At 42.3% G+C, this 18,156-nt stretch carries 12 protein-coding genes; 6 read left to right on the top strand and 6 right to left on the bottom strand.

The annotated features are described in order from the left end of the window. Positions 1 to 436 precede the first annotated feature (436 nt). Genes FAZ19_RS06700 through FAZ19_RS06685 form a run of 4 tightly spaced genes read left to right on the top strand, consistent with a single transcriptional unit; the run spans position 437 to position 5,056 of the window. Positions 437 to 1,684, top strand: a complete 1,248-nt coding sequence (locus FAZ19_RS06700; RefSeq protein ID WP_136819954.1) for a ribulose-bisphosphate carboxylase large subunit family protein — start codon at positions 437 to 439, stop codon at positions 1,682 to 1,684. Then, on the top strand, positions 1,684 to 3,045 hold the full coding sequence (locus FAZ19_RS06695; protein ID WP_136819953.1) for a four-carbon acid sugar kinase family protein: 1,362 nt from the start codon (positions 1,684 to 1,686) through the stop codon (positions 3,043 to 3,045). The genes FAZ19_RS06700 and FAZ19_RS06695 overlap by 1 nt, the downstream gene beginning before the upstream one ends. Positions 3,046 to 3,065: 20 nt before the next feature. Next, positions 3,066 to 3,734, top strand: coding sequence for an aspartate/glutamate racemase family protein (locus tag FAZ19_RS06690; protein WP_136819952.1), 669 nt, complete (start codon positions 3,066 to 3,068; stop codon positions 3,732 to 3,734). 29 nt (positions 3,735 to 3,763) lie between these two features. Beyond that, a complete protein-coding gene (locus FAZ19_RS06685; RefSeq protein WP_136819951.1) occupies positions 3,764 to 5,056 on the top strand; it encodes a bile acid:sodium symporter family protein in 1,293 nt (430 codons plus the stop codon). Between the two features lie 85 nt (positions 5,057 to 5,141). Here the strand turns inward: FAZ19_RS06685 and metA are convergent, their stop codons facing one another. Next, positions 5,142 to 6,086 (bottom strand): homoserine O-acetyltransferase MetA, encoded by a 945-nt coding sequence (metA, locus tag FAZ19_RS06680; protein ID WP_136819950.1) that lies wholly within the window; start codon positions 6,084 to 6,086, stop codon positions 5,142 to 5,144. Positions 6,087 to 6,362: 276 nt separating this feature from the next. On the opposite strand from metA, the gene FAZ19_RS06675 reads away from it, so the two are divergent. Then, positions 6,363 to 6,662, top strand: coding sequence for an HU family DNA-binding protein (locus FAZ19_RS06675; RefSeq protein ID WP_136819949.1), 300 nt, complete (start codon positions 6,363 to 6,365; stop codon positions 6,660 to 6,662). Between the two features lie 132 nt (positions 6,663 to 6,794). Further along, positions 6,795 to 8,153 (top strand): glycoside hydrolase family 28 protein, encoded by a 1,359-nt coding sequence (locus tag FAZ19_RS06670; RefSeq protein ID WP_136819948.1) that lies wholly within the window; start codon positions 6,795 to 6,797, stop codon positions 8,151 to 8,153. Positions 8,154 to 8,205: 52 nt separating this feature from the next. Here the strand turns inward: FAZ19_RS06670 and FAZ19_RS06665 are convergent, their stop codons facing one another. From FAZ19_RS06665 to FAZ19_RS06645, 5 genes are all read right to left on the bottom strand, one after another. After that, positions 8,206 to 10,860, bottom strand: a complete 2,655-nt coding sequence (locus FAZ19_RS06665; RefSeq protein ID WP_136819947.1) for a beta-glucosidase — start codon at positions 10,858 to 10,860, stop codon at positions 8,206 to 8,208. A 19-nt stretch (positions 10,861 to 10,879) separates the two neighbouring features. Further along, a complete protein-coding gene (locus FAZ19_RS06660) occupies positions 10,880 to 12,988 on the bottom strand; it encodes a hypothetical protein (RefSeq protein WP_136819946.1) in 2,109 nt (702 codons plus the stop codon). A 63-nt stretch (positions 12,989 to 13,051) separates the two neighbouring features. Beyond that, a complete protein-coding gene (locus FAZ19_RS06655; RefSeq protein WP_136819945.1) occupies positions 13,052 to 14,908 on the bottom strand; it encodes a sialate O-acetylesterase in 1,857 nt (618 codons plus the stop codon). A gap of 106 nt (positions 14,909 to 15,014) precedes the next feature. Continuing rightward, the gene (locus FAZ19_RS06650) at positions 15,015 to 16,427 is read right to left on the bottom strand and encodes a glycoside hydrolase family 43 protein (protein WP_229707411.1); all 1,413 of its coding nucleotides are present in this window, start codon (positions 16,425 to 16,427) and stop codon (positions 15,015 to 15,017) included. An 11-nt stretch (positions 16,428 to 16,438) separates the two neighbouring features. Further along, positions 16,439 to 17,998 carry a glycoside hydrolase family 43 protein gene (locus FAZ19_RS06645; RefSeq protein WP_136819944.1) on the bottom strand — a complete coding sequence of 520 codons (1,560 nt, stop codon included), beginning with the start codon at positions 17,996 to 17,998 and terminating at the stop codon, positions 16,439 to 16,441. Positions 17,999 to 18,156 lie beyond the last annotated feature (158 nt).

Raw genomic sequence — 18,156 nt, 5'->3', positions numbered from 1 at the left:
ACAACTGACCGGCTTCTAGAAAATGCCATTGGCTTGAAACGAAGCGAAACTTCCCAACTACTTTATTAAAGTTTAAACCGTAAAAAATCTCACTTTAATCATCAGATACACCAGGACATGCAAGACTCGCTAAATGGTTGTGAAAAACTAGGAAACGAAATAAAATGTATTATACAAAATGAACATATTTAACGCGTACAGATTTCAATAGTTCCTAAAAAAACAATACTTGTATAGTTATTCAAAAAATTACATTGAAAACATACCAATAACGATAAATTATCCCGAAAAGCTCCTGTACCATATTTACAACCTTATATAGGATATTAGCAAATGCTTTCTACTCCGAATTTTGTTATGTATTTTCAACTTAAATAAACCTATAAAGTAAAAGAACCTTCATATATCGAACAAAAATTCAATAGAAACTAACAAAATGGAAAGAATTGTAGCCCATTATTATATAGAAACTCCTTTAGCAATTGATCATGCTGCTGCTGTACTGGCAGGCGAGCAATCTTCGGGCACTTTTGTGAATATACCAGGTGAAACCGAGGAATTAAAACGTCGATTTGCCGCCAAAGTAGAAGCCATTGATCTACTGGAAACAGTTAATCAACCGGCGATACCGGGTATAGCCAGTAGTGGAAAGCTATATCAAAGAGCATATATCAAAGTTTCCTGGTCGGTAGAAAACTTTGGGTCAAACCTTCCTGTAATGATTTCTACTTTACAAGGGAATCTTTATGAACTCACTCAGTTTACAGGGTTAAAATTGATGGACATCGAACTACCACTATCACTGACCCAATATTTTAGGGGACCTCAATTCGGGATTGAGGGCACAAGAATACTTACGGAGGTATACCAAAGACCGCTGATCGGGACAATCATCAAACCCAGTATTGGACTTTCTCCAGCACAGACCGCCGATATCGTAAAAGTGCTTGTGGATGCTGGCATTGATTTCATCAAGGATGACGAGCTACTCTCCTCTTCGGCAAATTCCCCTTTTGCTGAAAGAGTAGATGCAGTCATGAAAATTATCAATGATCATGCACACAAAACAGGTAAAAAAGTAATGTATGCATTTAACATCAGTGACGAAATAGATAACATGCAACGGAACTATGATAAAATTGTTCAATCGGAAGGTACATGTGCTATGATCAGCATCAATAGTGTGGGTATATCGGCGGTAAAAAAGCTTTGTGACCTTGGTCAGCTCGCCATTCATGGCCATCGTAATGGCTGGGGTATGCTGAATCGACACCCCCTGCTTGGTATTGAATTCCCTGCATATCAAAAATTATGGAGACTGGCCGGCGTGGACCAGATTCACGTGAATGGGATCCAGAATAAATTCTGGGAATCGGATGATTCTGTGGTAAAATCTATTGAATCTTGCTTAACCAACATCGCGGGCACCCATACTATCTTACCAGTAGTATCATCCGGACAATGGGGAGGACAAGCGCCTGAAACCTATAAGCGAACAAAAACCACAGATTTACTCTATATGGCCGGAGGCGGTATCCTTGGTCATCCAGCGGGTGCAGCAGGAGGTGTAAAAGCATTAAAACAGGCATGGGATGCGGCGATAACGGGGTTATCTGTGGAAGAAGCAGCCCAACAATATCCGGAATTTGCACAATCGGTAGCTAAGTTTGGCAAGAAGGTGTGATGAAAAGCGAGAGATTATTTTTGGGATTTTATGGCGATGATTTTACAGGATCCACGGACGCACTTGATTTCTTATGCAAGGCAGGTATACGAACTATCTTATTTATTGACACACCGGATGAAGAACGGTTGAAAAAGTTTAAAGGTTTACAAGCGATAGGAATTGCAGGAATGAGTCGCAGCATGTCTACCGAGAAAATGGAAGAGGAACTTAGTAAATCCTTTGGTACACTTCAGAAAATTAATCCCTGCCATGTTCACTATAAAATATGTTCGACATTTGACTCTGCACCCCACATTGGAAGCATAGGAAAAGCAATAGATATCGGTATACCGATTTTTAGGAATAAACTCGTCCCTATGTTGGTGGCTGCTCCCGCATTGGGAAGATATTGTAGCTTTGGAAACCTCTTTGCCCGTATGGGTATTGGAAGCACAGGTAATATCTATCGTTTGGATAGACACCCTTCGATGCGCAATCATCCTATCACTCCGGCAGAGGAGAGTGATCTACGTTTGCATTTGTCCAAGCAAACTTCTACACCTGTTGCACTTATCGATGTACTTGATCTGGAAAAAGGGGAAGGGCATTGTCTGGAAAAACTGAACGGTCTGGAAGACGAGAACAAAATCGTTCTATTCGACACGATAAGTGAGTCACATCTTGCTTTGGTAGGAGGCTTAATCGAAAAAATGAGAGACCTGGATAAGTCGCTTTTTTCGGTCGGATCTTCGGGTATTGAAATGGCATTGGGTAATCATTTATTATCTCAAAAAGCTTTTCTAAAAGAGCAAAATTGGCCACAACCTGAGTCGGCTTCCCCTATTTTGGTTGTGTCAGGAAGCTGTTCTCCAGTAACGGCAGAACAGATAAATTATGCATTGGCACGCCGATTCATGGAGATTGAGTTAGATACCGATCTTTTGGTTTCATGCAGTGATCATGACGCGCTCATCGACCAGTATGTCCGACAGGCGATAAACCTGCTCAATCAAGGAGTAAATCTAATTATTCATACGAGTAAAGGTCCGGATGACAGCAGAAACCTTTCCTCCTCAGATCTTTTAAAATCTTCGAATAACGGTTCTGCTCGTTTATTTGGAACGGCCTTAGGGTCCATCGTAAACGGAATCTTAAGCCAAATAAAGTTAAAAAGAATCGTAATTGCGGGTGGTGATACTTCCGGCTTCGTCGCTAAAACGATGGGTATAGAAGCTCTGGAAATGCTATACCCTTTTGTTCCGGGATCTCCAATTTGTAAGGCCTACGCCACATCGGGATATCCAGCAGATGGCATTGAAATAAACTTTAAAGGGGGGCAGGTCGGAACAAACGATTACTTCGTTAAAGTATTAATGTAAACTAAAAATAACGTTAAAAAATGAAAAACAAAACAGTAGGATTGGTACATACATCGGCAACACTAGTGCCTGTATTCTATCAACTTTGTCAACAGTATCTGCCTGAAATCAATATATTCAACATGGTAGATGACAGTCTGATCAAGGACGTTATAGCTAAAGGAGAGCTCACTCCAGCGACAGCAAGAAGGGTAGTTACGCAAATAAATGCTGCTGAACAAGCTGGCGCTGATTATATTTTGGTCACTTGCTCTTCTATTGGAAAAGCAGTAGAAACCGCTGCAACGTTGAGTACCGTACCAGTGATCCGAGTAGATTTGGCCATGGCCGACGAAGCGGTAAAAATGGGTAAAAAAATAGGTGTGATCGCCACATTACCAACTACACTGGAACCGACAGCTGATCTCGTTTCTAGAAGAGCTGAAGTAGCAAAAAAAGAAATTTCGTTGATAACGAGATTGTGTGAGGGTGCTTTTGACGCGCTGATGGATGGAAAGGCTAAAAAACACGATGAGATGGTAGCCAAGGCCCTTAAGGAGCTTAGCGATGAAGTAGATGTGATCTTACTTGCCCAGGCATCAATGGCAAGAGTGGTAGACAGTCTAGCGGAGCAAGACAAAAAGGTGCCCATACTGTCTAGCCCATCAATTGCTATAAAGCATTTGGCAGCTATATTGGGTAAAACATAGATGTAGGCGATAACCTAATCCCCTTTTACATGAATACGATCCGAAAAGCAGCTTTATACTTGGCTGCAATATCCTTTATGATATTGCTTGCCGCTATACTTATAACGCACCAACAATTGTGGCAGTCCATGGCCGTGACCTTTTGCATCGCAGCAAGTATCGGGCTTGGTGCCATACCCTTTCTTCGTGGTTATCAATATACAGCATGGATTATATCTGCAGTAGTATGTGGACTTATTTACCCGGAGCAACTGTTACATATCGGCCCTATCGACATGCGAAATAAATGGATCATTTTGCTTGTGGTTCAACTCGTCATGTTTGGCATGGGGATGAAGATGAGCATTAAAGATTACACCGGTATCGCCAAATCTCGAAAAGGAGTAATGATAGGCTTACTGAGTCATTTCACAATAATGCCCCTGATGGGTTTATTCTTGACTAAAGTCTTTCATTTTGATTCTGAAATAGCTGCAGGCATCATCCTGATAGGATGCTGTTCCAGCGGTCTGGCTTCAAATGTAATGACATATATTGCAAAAGGAAATTTAGTCCTTTCCGTAACCGTTACTGCAATAACTACCATCGCTGCCCCCATCATGACTCCTTTCTTAATGAAGCTATTAGCGGGTACATTAATAGAAGTCAAATTTATTCAAATGATGATGGAAATCATCAAAATAGTGATTGTGCCATTGAGTGCTGCATTGATCCATGATTTTCTCAAAACAGCTTCATCACGGGAGACCAAGTGGATAAAAATCAGCGCAGGTACTGCACTTTCTTGGCTTCTGATCTGCCTTTCTATATGGGATAATCTGCTTTCTTCGTACGTTTCTTTACCTCTTTTAGATGCAATTGAAATCTTCAATTTTTTCGCAGGCGCTATCGTAGTAGGTGTGGTTTACCATGTTCTTACGAAAAGAAGACCGGCGATTGATGACTTCATGCCCTATCTTTCAATGGCGGGTATCGTATATTTTACCACCGTTACCACGGCAGCTGGAAGAGATCATCTTTTACAGGTCGGGTTTCTCTTATTCTTAGCTGCGGTAATAAACAATGGTGCGGGCTATTTGTTTGGCTATACATTCAGCCGGCTGATGGGATTGAGCAAAGCCGATTCCCGTACACTAGCTTTCGAGGTAGGATTACAAAATGGTGGTATGGCTAGTGGCTTAGCCGGTGCAATGGGAAAGTTGGGGACAATTGGTCTTGCCGCGACGATCTTCAGCCCTTGGATGAATATTTCGGGTTCTATCTTAGCAAACTACTGGCGAAAAAAAGAAGAGAAGAAAGCGAAAACAAACCACAAAACCTAAATGTCTAATATCATAGCGACATAGGCATAGCGTAATTTTAGTCAAAAGGCCTGCAACGATGTACAGGCCTTTTCTAATGTATGTTTTAATTAGGATTTTTTATTTCGTCTAAATGTTCCACATCCTTCAAATCAAAAGGAGTTTCTTGATAAACAAAATAATTCAGCCAATTATTAAAAAGTAAATTCGCATGCCCCGTCCAACGTACTAACGGAGAATTGTCGGGATTGTTGTCTGCATAATAATTATGCGGAACGTTGACAGCTAATCCCCTTTCTAAGTCCCTAACATACTCTTCATGCAGTGTAAGCGGTGCATATTCAGAATGCCCGGTAAGATAAAACTCTCGCCCACCTCTAGAAGATACAATAGCAACACCCGCATCTTGCGATTCAGAAAGAATTGAGACTCCCTCTTTATTTTCCAAATCCTTCTTTAAAATGGTAGTATGTCTACTATGTGGTATAAAAAACTCGTCATCAAAACCTCTAAATAACGGATCTTTTTTTTCTGTGACGGTGTGCTTGAAGACGCCAAATAGCTTTTGCTCCAGCGGTGTTTTGTCGACTCCATAGAAACGATAAAGCGCAGCTTGGGAGGCCCAACAGATGTACAATGTAGAAGTGACATGCTTTCTAGCCCAATCGAAGATCATGGTAATTTCATCCCAATAGGTCACCTCCTCAAATTTTAACATTTCTACCGGCGCCCCTGTGATAATCATACCATCGTAAAAATTCTCTTTAATGTCACTGAATCCTTTATAGAACAATTCCAGATGTTCTTCTGGGGTGTTTTTAGGCGTATGCGTATCCAATCTTAAAAACTCTACTTCTACCTGTAACGGATTGTTAGAAAGCAATCGTACAAAATCGGTCTCGGTAGATATTTTAATGGGCATCAAATTAAGGATCAGCACACGCATCGGACGAATATCCTGTGCATTGGCCCTCAGATCACTCATCACAAATATATTTTCCTTCTTTAGAAGCTCTATTGCTGGCAGATTATTTGGTATCTTGACTGGCATATCGTATGTTGTTGTGCTTATTTCACCACAAAAATATGAAGAATAAACGCCTTATAAAAATGATCTTCAAATAAAAAGTTGAACTAGGTTACTTATTCTACTTATAAATTGTTATTTCGAATACGGACGATTTAACTGTTATGCGCATAAACTGACGAATAATTGGCGCTGCAATCTATATAATTAAAAATTTATATAGAAGCAAATTTGCCGAAGTTTGATATTTTAATTTTTTTCTAATACCTTTAGCTAACTAATATATAAATCAAATAAAAAATGAACAAAGCAGATTTAATAAAACATGTCGCTTCGGAAAGTGGTATTTCCCAAGCACAGGCGGAAAAAGCGATCAACAGTTTTACTTCTGGGATTCAACAATCACTGACTAAAGGAGAAACTGTAACATTAATTGGATTTGGATCGTTCTCTGTGAGCGAACGAGCAGCACGTAACGGACGCAATCCGCAGACCGGTGCAGTTTTAAAAATTCCGGCAAAAAAGTTACCTAAATTCTCAGCAGGAAAGGCCCTTAAAGAAGCGGTAGCAGGTCCTGTAAAAAAATCAAAGAAAAAGTAAATTACATGAGTTTTCTCTAAATTTTGGCACGAATATTGCAAAATAATTAGTTCATAATTTAGGTTAATAATTGGTTTAATCCTCTGACATCGCCCGGTGTTGGAGGATTTGTTTTACAGCAATCAACCCCTAATGAGAAAATATATTTTTATTCTATTGGTTATTAACTATTGTACATCTTGCACTTCCCCAAATGGAGAACAACTATCAAGAACAGAGAAACGGGATCATATTTTAAAAAATATTGTACCTCCTACTATTTCGCAAAATGCAATGCTTCTAACAGACTTCGGTGCAATTGGCGATTCGTTAACAGATTGTAAGCCGGCCTTTGATGAAGCAATAAAAATATGTAAAGAACAGAAGGGCGGAAAAATTATGGTTCCGGAGGGCATTTATCTTATAAATGGTCCGATACATTTAGCTAGTAATGTGTGCATTGAATTACAAAAAGGATCGAAATTAGTTTTTGGATCCGCTCCATCCGACTATCTTCCAGTGGTACTTACAAGTTGGGAAGGAACTTTTCTATACAACTACAGTCCATTTGTTTATGGCTATCAATTGGAAAATATCGCAATAATAGGTGAAGGCACTATCGACGGTAATGCGCGCGATTCGTTTAGCAAATGGGCTGAGCACCAAAAAGAAAGTCAGCTCCTAAGCCGACAGATGAACCACGAGGACATCCCTTTGCCAGAGCGAATATTCGGATCAGGACATTTTCTACGTCCGCATCTTATTCAATTCTTCGAATGTAAAAATATTTTAATAGAAGGTATTACCATTAAAAACTCTCCTTTTTGGTGTGTTCACTTGTTGAAATCTGAAAATATTACCGCCCGAAAAGTTAAATTTGACGCCTTCAATAGAAATAACGATGGCTTCGACCCAGAATATTCCAAAAATATATTGATAGAAGATATAGATTTCAACAACGCCGACGATAATGTTGCGATTAAGGCAGGACGTGATCATGAAGGAAGGAAAACAGGGGTTTCGTCAGAAAACATCATTATACGCAACTGCAGATTTAAAGGTTTACATGGCGTGGTTATTGGCAGTGAGATGTCAGCAGGCGTACAAAATGTATTCGTTGAAAATTGCACATACAGTGGTTATTGCAAAAGAGGTATTTACCTAAAATCAAACCCCGACCGTGGTGGTTTCATCCGTGATATTTATGTGAACAACGTGGAATTCGGAGAGGTGGAAGATTTTTTCTATATCACAGCGTATTACCACGGCGAAGGGAAGGGATTTGAAACCGATATCCGCAATATTTTTGTAGATAATGTAAAATGTAGAAAAGCGACGAATGCGGGTTTAGTTATCCAAGGTTATCCCTCAAAAAAAGTCTCGGACGTATATTTCTCAAATGTTCATATAGATTCTTGTGCCACAGCCCTGAGTTTTACAAATACGGAAAACATCGTGTTTGATGATATCGTTATCGGACAAGAAGTGAAAATACCATCACATGCAAAATAATAAATAGTGTAACATCGTATATTTTTAAATTGAATATACGATGCTATATCAATTACAAAACGACCTTAATTTCCCGCTGTCGCAACTTTGACTGGACAGATGTTCCTCCATACAAGAGCGTGTATTCACCCGGTTTTGTCACCAAATCATCCATCGATTCATCGTAGTAGGTAAACGATTCAGGCCGCAACACAAGGTTGACCAACTGTGTCTGACCAGCTTTTATGAGTACCCGGGAAAAAGCACACAAAGATTTTACAGGAGCAGTTGGATCATTGTTACGTCTAACATACACTTGCACCACCTCCTCTCCATCAATGTTCGATATATTGGTTACCGGAATAGTTAGGTTTAGATCCGACTTAGCGTCAATCGATGCCCTTTGCAGTTGGACCTCACCATATTTAAAACTGGAATAGCTTAAGCCGTAGCCAAATGCATACAAGGGACTCTCCTTCATATATCGATATGTGCGGCCCTGCATATCGTAATTCTCAAAACCTTGTCTTGACGTGTCTCCCGTCTGCGTAAGCGCATTATCCAATTGAGCCAGCGTTTTATAAAATGTAACCGGTAATCTTCCTGCGGGATTATAATCCCCAAACAACACATCAGCGACAGCAGTACCCGCTTTCTCCCCGCCATACCAAGCGCAGAGCAATGCATCGTAGTTGCGCTCATCCTGCTCTAGTGCCAACGCACTGCCCGTGCAAAGCACAAAAGTCACGGGCTTTCCCGTCTTACGAAGTGCTGTCAATAGATTGCGCTGTACGGTAGGCAGATCAATCGAAACCTTATCACCTCCTCTAAATCCCTCGGCACTTACAAACATCTCCTCCCCTTCCAATTGCGGAGATAAGCCACCCACATAGATTATTGCATCGACATCTTTTAGTCGATTGGTCAAATCAGTAAAATCCGCTTTCTCTTTTTTATACGCCGAAAGACCGATGATATTGATGTTTCCTTTTTGTCGATGTTCCATCACCAAGGGATATTGTTTACCCTTTTCTACATGAATGATATATTCCTCACCTTGTAAAGCGACACGTCCCTTACGATTAGCCACCTCCTTACCTCCCACAGTTAGTACATATCCATCGTACGCGTTTGCATTAAGCACCACTTCGCCCGTATAGGGTGCCACAAAAACACCGGAAATGCGTGTAGACGTATTCTCCATATTAACACCTTGCGCTAATGCTGTACCTCCCCGGTTACTGTATTCTATACCTAAGCTATTTGTGACTGTCTTTACAGGTGCACCTTCGAATAAACTGTTATTGTAAAATTCAACCGTTAAGCCTTTCGGACCGCCTTTCTTCGTTAAGAAAGAACCATAGAGTGACGTTCTAACCCAGGGATCAACCAAATCACTACCTTTTTCATAAATAACTTCCGTATTGGGTACTTTCTTTCGGATACCATCTAATATCGTAACTGTAGAAGTTGGCGTACCATTGTAGTTTCCCCTGAGCATAATGCTATCAGCTGCATTGGCCCCCACTACAGCAATTTTCTTGATATTTTTACGCAATGGCAGGGTGTTATTTTCGTTTTTCAACAGAGTTATTGATTTTCGGGCAACATCCAGTGCTTGCTGCTGATGTTCCTTTGAGGCGACTATATCATAGGAAAGACTGCTCCATGGTACTCTATCCAATGGATCAAGCATACCTAACTCGAACCAACCCCGCAAAACGCGTCTCAGTGAGACATCGATTTGCGCCTCAGTGATCAGTCCATCTCCCACCGATTTTAACAAATTCTCATAGGAGCTCCCACATTCCAAATCGGTCGTTTTCAGCACCGCATCCGCCACCGCGGCTTCGGGCGTATCGTGCGACTCGTGGTGTCCTTTTTCATAAAAGTCATTTATGGCCCAGCAGTCCGATACAACCACCCCTTTAAATCCCCAGCGATTGCGAAGAATATCCATCATCAGGATATCGCTACCACAGCATGGCTTACCGTCGTACGCATTGTAGGCGCACATCACTTCTTGAACATTCCCTTCTTGTACCAATGCTTTAAAAGCCGGAAGATAAGTTTCCCACAGATCTTTTTTGGATACGACCGCATTATAAGAATGTCTGTTCCATTCTGGACCACTATGCACAGCAAAGTGCTTCGCACAGGCATGTGTTTTGAAGTAATTGGGATCATCGCCCTGCAGCCCCTCTACAGCGGCCAACCCTAATCTGGTAGTCAAATATGGATCCTCGCCATACGTTTCCTGACCTCTTCCCCATCTAGGGTCGCGGAAGATATTGATATTGGGCGTCCAAAAAGACAGTCCATAATAACGTCCACGTTCTCCGGAACGTACAGCTTCATTATATTTTGCCCTAGCTTCATCAGCGATAATTTCAAACGTCTTTAGATGGTTATCTTCATCCCACGTCGCCGCCATTCCTATTGCTTGTGGGAAGACCGTTGCTTTCCCAGCACGCGCGACGCCATGCAGCGCTTCGTTCCACCAATCGTAAGCCGGAATATCCAATCGAGGAATGGCTTTGGAACTATTCATCATGAGCCCTACCTTCTCTTCCAATGTCAATAAACTTATCAAATTATCGATCCGCTCTTCAATGGGAAGGTCCGGGTTGCGAAATGGATGACTCTCTTTTTTTTGCAGGCTTTGCCACGAGCTAAAAGCTATCAATATAAGTAACAATAATACCGTCGCATTAACTTTCTTTTTCATGAGATTGAGATTTTATTGCTTATTCTGATGCGAACTGAACGCTATATGTTTTCAAAATACCATTGTAATCAAATTCGACAATAGCTGTTCCGTCCATAGACTGAGCTTGTTTAACCGCTACTTTTATAGCGGGATTATTGGTGGAAGCAGATACAACCGGTAGGTCTTCGGTGCTAGTAGACAGTTTATATATTGTTTCGTACCGGTCATAACCTATAATACCATTTTCGTTGGTAGATCGAACTGGAACGGTTGGTAAATGCACCGCCTTTCCGTTAACGGCAATATGTACTGTAGGTACAATCGGACGTAGTATTTTCTTATGCTTAGCACTGAATCCAAGACCAATGAAATCAAAAAGTTTTTCCGATTCCGCTCCTTCCGCTACCAGATAAATCGCGTGCTTCTTATCCAGCTGATCGACAAACCTAGCAACATCAATCGTAAACTGAGTGGTCTCCATCTCCGCATTTTCGGGAATGCTAATTTCACCGATCTTTGTTCCTTTCCACGTCTCATTATCCCATGGACCGTCTAACCACACGTTAACCTTGAAAGCCTTTTTTGTTTTTGGGGTAAGAAATAAATTAAACACGGTATTATTTCCCTTTTTTGTTCCTTCGAAAGCCTTTAATCCCAATTTATCCTGCTTAAGTCCACCGAAACCAAAATATTTAAATCCAACAATATGTCCATTTTTAACATCATTAATAGGCATATGGTTGTCCCAAATATCCCAAGAATCCTGTTGAATACTGATATCGGATAAGTAGCTAGCGTATCCTGCGGAGTAATATTGGTACGGATCTAAACCAAACACATGAAAGCCCTCGGACGTAACCTCCGCTCCTGTATATTCCCTGTCTTGGTTATCTTTGGCTGTCCAGATCTCATTCTCTGCGTAAGGATCGTATGCCCGAATTGAAACGCTTCCGCCTTCTTTCACCAGTTTCTCGTCCCATTCTACCTTCACTGGCGCAACCACAGCTTGACGCGCAAAACCAAACCCGCGTGGTGGTCTATGGTAAAACACATACCACTGTCCATTGATCAATTCGAGACTTCCATGGGTATTATGTCCTGCGTAACTCGTCTGTATCGCTGTTCCATATTGATTCAATACCGGCGCACGCGAATCCACTAATACACCTCCACTTTTCCAAGGGCCTAGCGGAGAATCTCCTATAAGATAACGCAATGTAGAATTGGAACTACCTACTCCATATTCAGGCCCTGAATAACCACTATATACAGAGATATACTTATTCCCAATTTTACGGATCGATGAAGCTTCGAAAAAATTGAAAGATCCAAGGTCCTCATCTGGCAGAATATTCGGATATGCTGTTCCTTCTGGGTCCCGAAGAACGCCATATCTTGAACTTGCCGGTATAAATCGATCTATTATCTTTTTTCCTGGTCGAAGCGAATACATTGTATTTTGATCTAATTCAGCTGCTAATGACCGTTGAAATCCCCAATATGCGTATGCCCTAAATCCAATTTCATAATCTGGATCCTGAGGATCCGTAACGTATTCGACAAAAACCGCCGGATCAAAACCCAAAATACTTCCCGGCACTGTACGTCTACCATCTTCCGTCATATTGATCGGGACAAAGGGGCCGTCCGGACGGCTAGCTTTTGCTACCATCGCTTCTCTATTCGATCCTCTGCTATGCGGATATAGGTAGTATTCCTTTACTCCGTTCTTTCTTTTAACCTCGACAAGATCCGGGGCATACATCACATCCCACTGTCCATCAATTTCATAAGTAAAAATAGCTCCTTCATCGCGCCAGCTGGATAAATCATCTACTGGTGCCGACCACATTCTAATGTCTGGTCCACAATAACTCGTATATCTCAAATCGTGCGAACCTATAATGTAGGCACGATATTCCCCTGGAGAATCTGGATCTTCAAAAACACGGGGTTCTCCATCCGGCAAATGCTCCCAAAGAGGCAGGTATGGATTTCCGGCGGAGGTATGTGTAAATTTCTTCTGCGGCATTTTTCCACTAATTGGGCCTTGCTGTCCCTGTACTGCAGTAGCCAAAAAACAGAACAGAGCTACAACTAATAAAAGTGTTTGCTGCTTATCAAAGACAAATTTGAATCTCTTCATAGATGATAGGTTTTATAATTTAATTTTTTGTTAAATAAAGTCGTTAGTCATACGGTAAGCATCTTACCAGTTATCTGTTCTAAAAGGCGACGCGAGCAAGCCTTCCTTGTTTATCAAGTTTGCATCCTCTGGATTGTCACTCCACCCATATCGTACCGCAACCGGCTTAACCAGAGGATGGCTTACCACCACAGTGTTACCTTTAATCACCGCATCAGCCCAGACAAACTTTTTATCTTCACCGGCAATGGCAAAATGTCTCAAGGGGGCACCTCCTTTACTCCTTAATCCCCCGCCTACCTCCGTAAAGCTTAAAATGATTTTATTCCCCTCCATCTCCATGTTTTTGTATCGAGGACCGTCGCTTACGATGTGTTCGCCGTATGCAACTTTGCGGGCACCTAAAAATAATCGCTTAGCGATATCTTTTTTATTTAGCGGATGGATATCATTCCATTCCCCCACGTCATAGGTCACCGCTAATGCGGTATGTGCTACCTCTTGAGCAATTTTGAATTGTGCTTCCCGCACACCGGCCCAGCCCGATTCTGAGGGCAGATCTTGCTTAGCCATATAGTTTGGCAATTGCACCAAAAGGAAAGGAAGATTGGGCTGATGCAACAAGGTTCTCCAGCTGTTAATCAGCGTCTTCAAATAAGCCCTGTATCGTTGAGGTTGGCCTGTATTGGACTCTCCTTGATACCAGATCACGCCCTTTACCCCGTAATCACGAAGAGGATAGATCATCCCATTATAAAGTCCAGATCCTGCGGATTTCACCCGTTGCAATCGTTCGCTAAGTCTTTTCGCTTTCGCGAGGTCTATTCCAACCTTATATTTCCATTCCCCCGTAAGATCCACTTCGACGTCATCTGCCTTTACCCGATATATTTTATCTTCGACAAAACTTCCATTGCCCGAGTTCGCTCTTAATCTTACTGTCACATTATTCTTTCCGGCGCGTAGTACACCGGCAGGTATATGATATTTACGCGGCGGATACATATACGAAGTAGCGCCTACGAAATGTCCGTTAATAAAAACGGAGTCACTATCCACCATAGTTCCCATGTACAGTTTGGCATGCCTTCCTTCCATCCGGGCTGGCATCTCAAACTCTTTTCTAAAGTATACGACACCTCTTACCTCGATCCCCTGCCTGCGCCAATCGCCGGGTACATTTGCGGTACACCAGTCCGCATCATTCCATTCCCGCTTAATCCAGTTTTCTGCCCCCTTATCGCTTTGTATTAAACGTAAGCTATCTAACGCCACCTGATCCACCAAGAGCTGGGGAAATTCTTTAAGGTGCTCCTGACTAATCCAACTTTCAATGGCAGAACCGCCAAGACTAGAGACCAGCATCCCGACCGGGACTCCATTGTGGAGATACGACTCCTGCGCGTAGAAATAAGCCAAGGCCGTCCAATTCATCACATCAGAAGCTATCCCCGAACGCCATACACCACCCCTTGGAATATCCTCCTTTATGGCTTCGACTGTATTCTGCGTAGGAACCTTAAAATAACGGATCATATGGTTATTGGACACATCAATCTCAGGAAATTGTTCAACGAGTCGTTCAATGGGAGTTTCCATATTAGACTGGCCCGAACAGAGCCACACATCCCCAATTAAAACATCTCGGATAGCCAGTTCATTAATTTCCATCACGTAGGGACCGCCCGCCTTTTTTGGGGGTAATGTAACCATCCATTTTCCATCCGACCCAGCTTCTGTATAATAATATTTTCCCTGAAAACGTACGGTCACTTTTTCATCTACATTCGCCCAACCCCATATTTTAAGTTCAATATCCCGTTGCAACACCATACGGTCACCGATCAACGCAGGAAGTCGCACAGCCGCCACGGCCGATTGCGTAACTAATAGTAACACAAGGACTAATTTATTCATCATCTTTATCTAGTACCAAATTTGCAACAATCAAAATACATGATATTTGACAGTGCTTTTCACTTTCCACAAAAGACAGGAGCTGAAGTATTGTTATCATGGTCAAATCCTATTTTTCTTGAAAGCTCCAGTAATCAAAATTAAAAAGCTCTCGCCCAGCGGTAATATTCTGGCCCTGAAATACGAAGTACACGTCATGGACACCTGAAACAGCTGTCGATATGGGCACATTCAATGTTTTCCAGACACCCCATCCACCCGTGCGAGGAATATCGATAGATGCTAACTTTACTCCCGCCACACTATCTAAACGCACCTCCAATATTCCACCATCCAATCCGGCAGCTATCGAAGCAGCAAAAACCTTGGCTCCCCGATTTCCGAAATCCACAGCTCGCGTTTTTATATGCCCTCCAGATCGGATCTCCGATACATACACTCCAGTCTGCTCACTTTCTGCTGTACTACATTTTTCTGACCAAGCAATGTTCTCCGCTTCATTTCTTACGTACGGGTTTACAGTAGCCACAGGATTTACACCCTGTCGGCTTATTGCTATAACAGGGATACGTCCATCCTTTTCGTAAGCAAACTCCTCAATAGCGCTGGATCTGCCGTAGCTTCCTCCCCCGGGTAACAGTCCAGTATGGTAAAAGAGATACGATTTACCTTTAAAATCGATCACACCTCCATGATTAGTAAAACTATTTGTGGGTTGCTCTGACATAATTTTCCCTTGATATTTCCATGGTCCGATTGGGGTATCGCTTGTCGCATAAGACAAACATTCCCCTCCTTTCGTCATACCTGCATACATCAAATAGTAGGTTCCATTGCGCTTATAAAACCACGGGCCTTCCACAAAAACATCGTTGTACTCTTCTCTTTTTTGCAGTACTTCATCACTTCTCCCTGGTCGTCGCAGCCCTCCAAACGACTCCACCGTCTGTGGGATCTCCACAATATCCCCTGTATAAGAAATCATATCGGTATTAAGCTTCACGTAATAGAGATGGGCATTACCCCAATAGAGATAGGCTTGACCATCGTCATCTACATAGGCCGTGGGATCAATGTTTGACCAATTTCCGGTTGTAATTAAAGATTTACCAAGCGCATCCTTGAACGGCCCTGTGGGACTGTCTGCTACAGCGACACCAATGGCCATATCATTATTCACCGTCTGTGCGCAGATATACCAGTAGAACTTACCATCCCGCTCCACACATTGTGCCGCCCAAGCACGATCACGTGCCCAGCTAAAAGATTCTAAAGAAATGGGAGAACCATGGTCCGTCCAGTTCACCATATCACTTGATGAGTATACTCTCCATTTGGTCATATAATAAAAATCGTATCCAGGAATATCGTCACCTGCATACATGTAGACTCTATCCTTGTATACCATTGGCGCTGGATCCGGTGTGAAATGGGTTTGTATCACTGGGTTTTGGGCAAATATTTCGCTTTCAAAAAATAACAATGCGCACAAGGTTATTAAATAGGGCATGTGAAGCTTCATATACATAATTTTTAGGGTGTAATATTAAAATAATCAAAATCAACATACCCGCCTGCCTGCCTTGTAGCATAATTAAAAAGACCAAAGCGATAGCCCATAAAGTGCGGGATAGTATAGGCCATTTTCAGCTGGGTGCCTATAGGTATCCAATTTATCCCATCCAAGCTGTATGAAAAATTAGCGACATCCTTCTTATTCGTAAAATCGCAGTGTGCCTTTAAGAATACTTTATCCTGCTTTAAGGAAATCGCAGCCACCTCTTCAGGCGTACCTGTAGTTGCGTTCACCATCACCAACGATCGCTTATCACCTTCTGCGCGCACCCCAAGCAAACCATAGTTTTTTTGCAAGAGCGATAAGCCCGCAAAATCGCCATCTTTCATTTTGGACACATCAATTGCGGTAGAACCCACGCATGTTGGGCCTATTGTTCGTTGCGTTAGCGTGTTTCTTGCTTGTAAGAAATCTCTATCTAAGCGCCCAGTTTTTAAGCGTAAATACCCAGGCCGCTCACTCACAGACCAAAGTCTGTCGTCTGGGTTATGGTTCCACTGCCAAACTAGCGGCAAAATGGGATCACCTTCTTTTCGGGAAAAATCGTCCGAATTGACGAGATGCGGAATTAACCCCTTACTAGCTGGGAGATCCAATTCGGAAGGCACTTTACCATCAACGCCAAGTACCGGCCAGCCGTCCACCCATTGCACAGGCACGAGAAACGGAATACGTCCCACAGCACCGTAATCCTGAAAAAGATAGGCATACCACTCCCCATTTGGTCTATCAATCAATCCCCCCTGCGCCACGCCTTTATCCTGCAACACGACACGTCCTTCGTAAGGTCCATCAATTTTATCCGCACGATGCACGATTACGGTACGCATGCCACCAGGAGGCCAAGAAATATTAAAAAGATAATATTTTCCATTTACCTTAAACAACTGTGAACCTTCCGCTGGTAGGCCACCACGTATGCCCTCGGGTGTACTAGGTAGCGTTGCATTTTCGATTAATACACGTTGTGTCTCAGGCTTCACGTTCGATAGATCAGGCAATAGCTCCACGATGTTTACTTTACCCCCACCCCAGATCATATATACTTTATCTCCCTCGAAGAACAAGGTATGATCATGCATTGCCGGCTTAAACTCCTTTGACTCCCACGGACCATTTTCGATATCCTTGGTCGAATAAATGTAGGTTTTGCCTGTGGTTTGGGCAAAGGTGCTTACGTAGTAGGTACCGTTATGGTATCGGATACTACTAGCCCAGGAACCCCTGCCATAAGTACTTTTGTCGTTATCCAGGTTTAGTTCGTCCATATCCGCCAAGGCGGTATGTCCGTAACCAATAAGTTCCCAGTTGACCAAATCATTAGATTTCATCAAAGGCAGTCCCGGATTCATATGCATCGTCGTACTACTCATATAGTACGTATCCCCCACACGTATCATCGACATATCCGGCACGTCGGAAAAGATAATAGGGTTTTGGGGTTTCTGAGCCAAAGCCATGCCGCTCATCGAAAGGAAAAGCCCCACCACATAACTGCAAACAGTATTTTTCTTCATCAGTATATAATTAATTATGCGTGTATGGATTTCATGATATACACAAGATCATTACACGTTCTTCATTTCAATCGGTGTGTGGTATATTCGTCTTGGTTCATTCGTTATCCAAAATTGGTAATTGTACATATTTTAATATCAAAGAGCATATGGCACAC

Origin of the sequence: Sphingobacterium alkalisoli, assembly GCF_005049105.1 — a bacterium.
Taxonomy (GTDB): Bacteria; Bacteroidota; Bacteroidia; order Sphingobacteriales; family Sphingobacteriaceae; genus Sphingobacterium; species Sphingobacterium alkalisoli.
Note: the sequence above shows the minus strand (reverse complement) of the source record. Positions and strands in the feature narration are given on the sequence as shown.

Excerpts from the sequence above, each read along its gene's own strand:
- FAZ19_RS06685 (WP_136819951.1), top strand. The coding sequence starts at position 3,764 with ATGAATACGATCCGAAAAGCAGCTTTATACTTGGCTGCAATATCCTTT.
- FAZ19_RS06665 (WP_136819947.1), bottom strand. The coding sequence starts at position 10,860 with ATGAAAAAGAAAGTTAATGCGACGGTATTATTGTTACTTATATTGATA.
- FAZ19_RS06700 (WP_136819954.1), top strand. The coding sequence starts at position 437 with ATGGAAAGAATTGTAGCCCATTATTATATAGAAACTCCTTTAGCAATT.
- FAZ19_RS06660 (WP_136819946.1), bottom strand. The coding sequence starts at position 12,988 with ATGAAGAGATTCAAATTTGTCTTTGATAAGCAGCAAACACTTTTATTA.
- FAZ19_RS06655 (WP_136819945.1), bottom strand. The coding sequence starts at position 14,908 with ATGATGAATAAATTAGTCCTTGTGTTACTATTAGTTACGCAATCGGCC.
- FAZ19_RS06670 (WP_136819948.1), top strand. The coding sequence starts at position 6,795 with ATGAGAAAATATATTTTTATTCTATTGGTTATTAACTATTGTACATCT.
- metA (WP_136819950.1), bottom strand. The coding sequence starts at position 6,086 with ATGCCAGTCAAGATACCAAATAATCTGCCAGCAATAGAGCTTCTAAAG.
- FAZ19_RS06690 (WP_136819952.1), top strand. The coding sequence starts at position 3,066 with ATGAAAAACAAAACAGTAGGATTGGTACATACATCGGCAACACTAGTG.
- FAZ19_RS06645 (WP_136819944.1), bottom strand. The coding sequence starts at position 17,998 with ATGAAGAAAAATACTGTTTGCAGTTATGTGGTGGGGCTTTTCCTTTCG.
- FAZ19_RS06650 (WP_229707411.1), bottom strand. The coding sequence starts at position 16,427 with ATGAAGCTTCACATGCCCTATTTAATAACCTTGTGCGCATTGTTATTT.
- FAZ19_RS06695 (WP_136819953.1), top strand. The coding sequence starts at position 1,684 with ATGAAAAGCGAGAGATTATTTTTGGGATTTTATGGCGATGATTTTACA.
- FAZ19_RS06675 (WP_136819949.1), top strand. The coding sequence starts at position 6,363 with ATGAACAAAGCAGATTTAATAAAACATGTCGCTTCGGAAAGTGGTATT.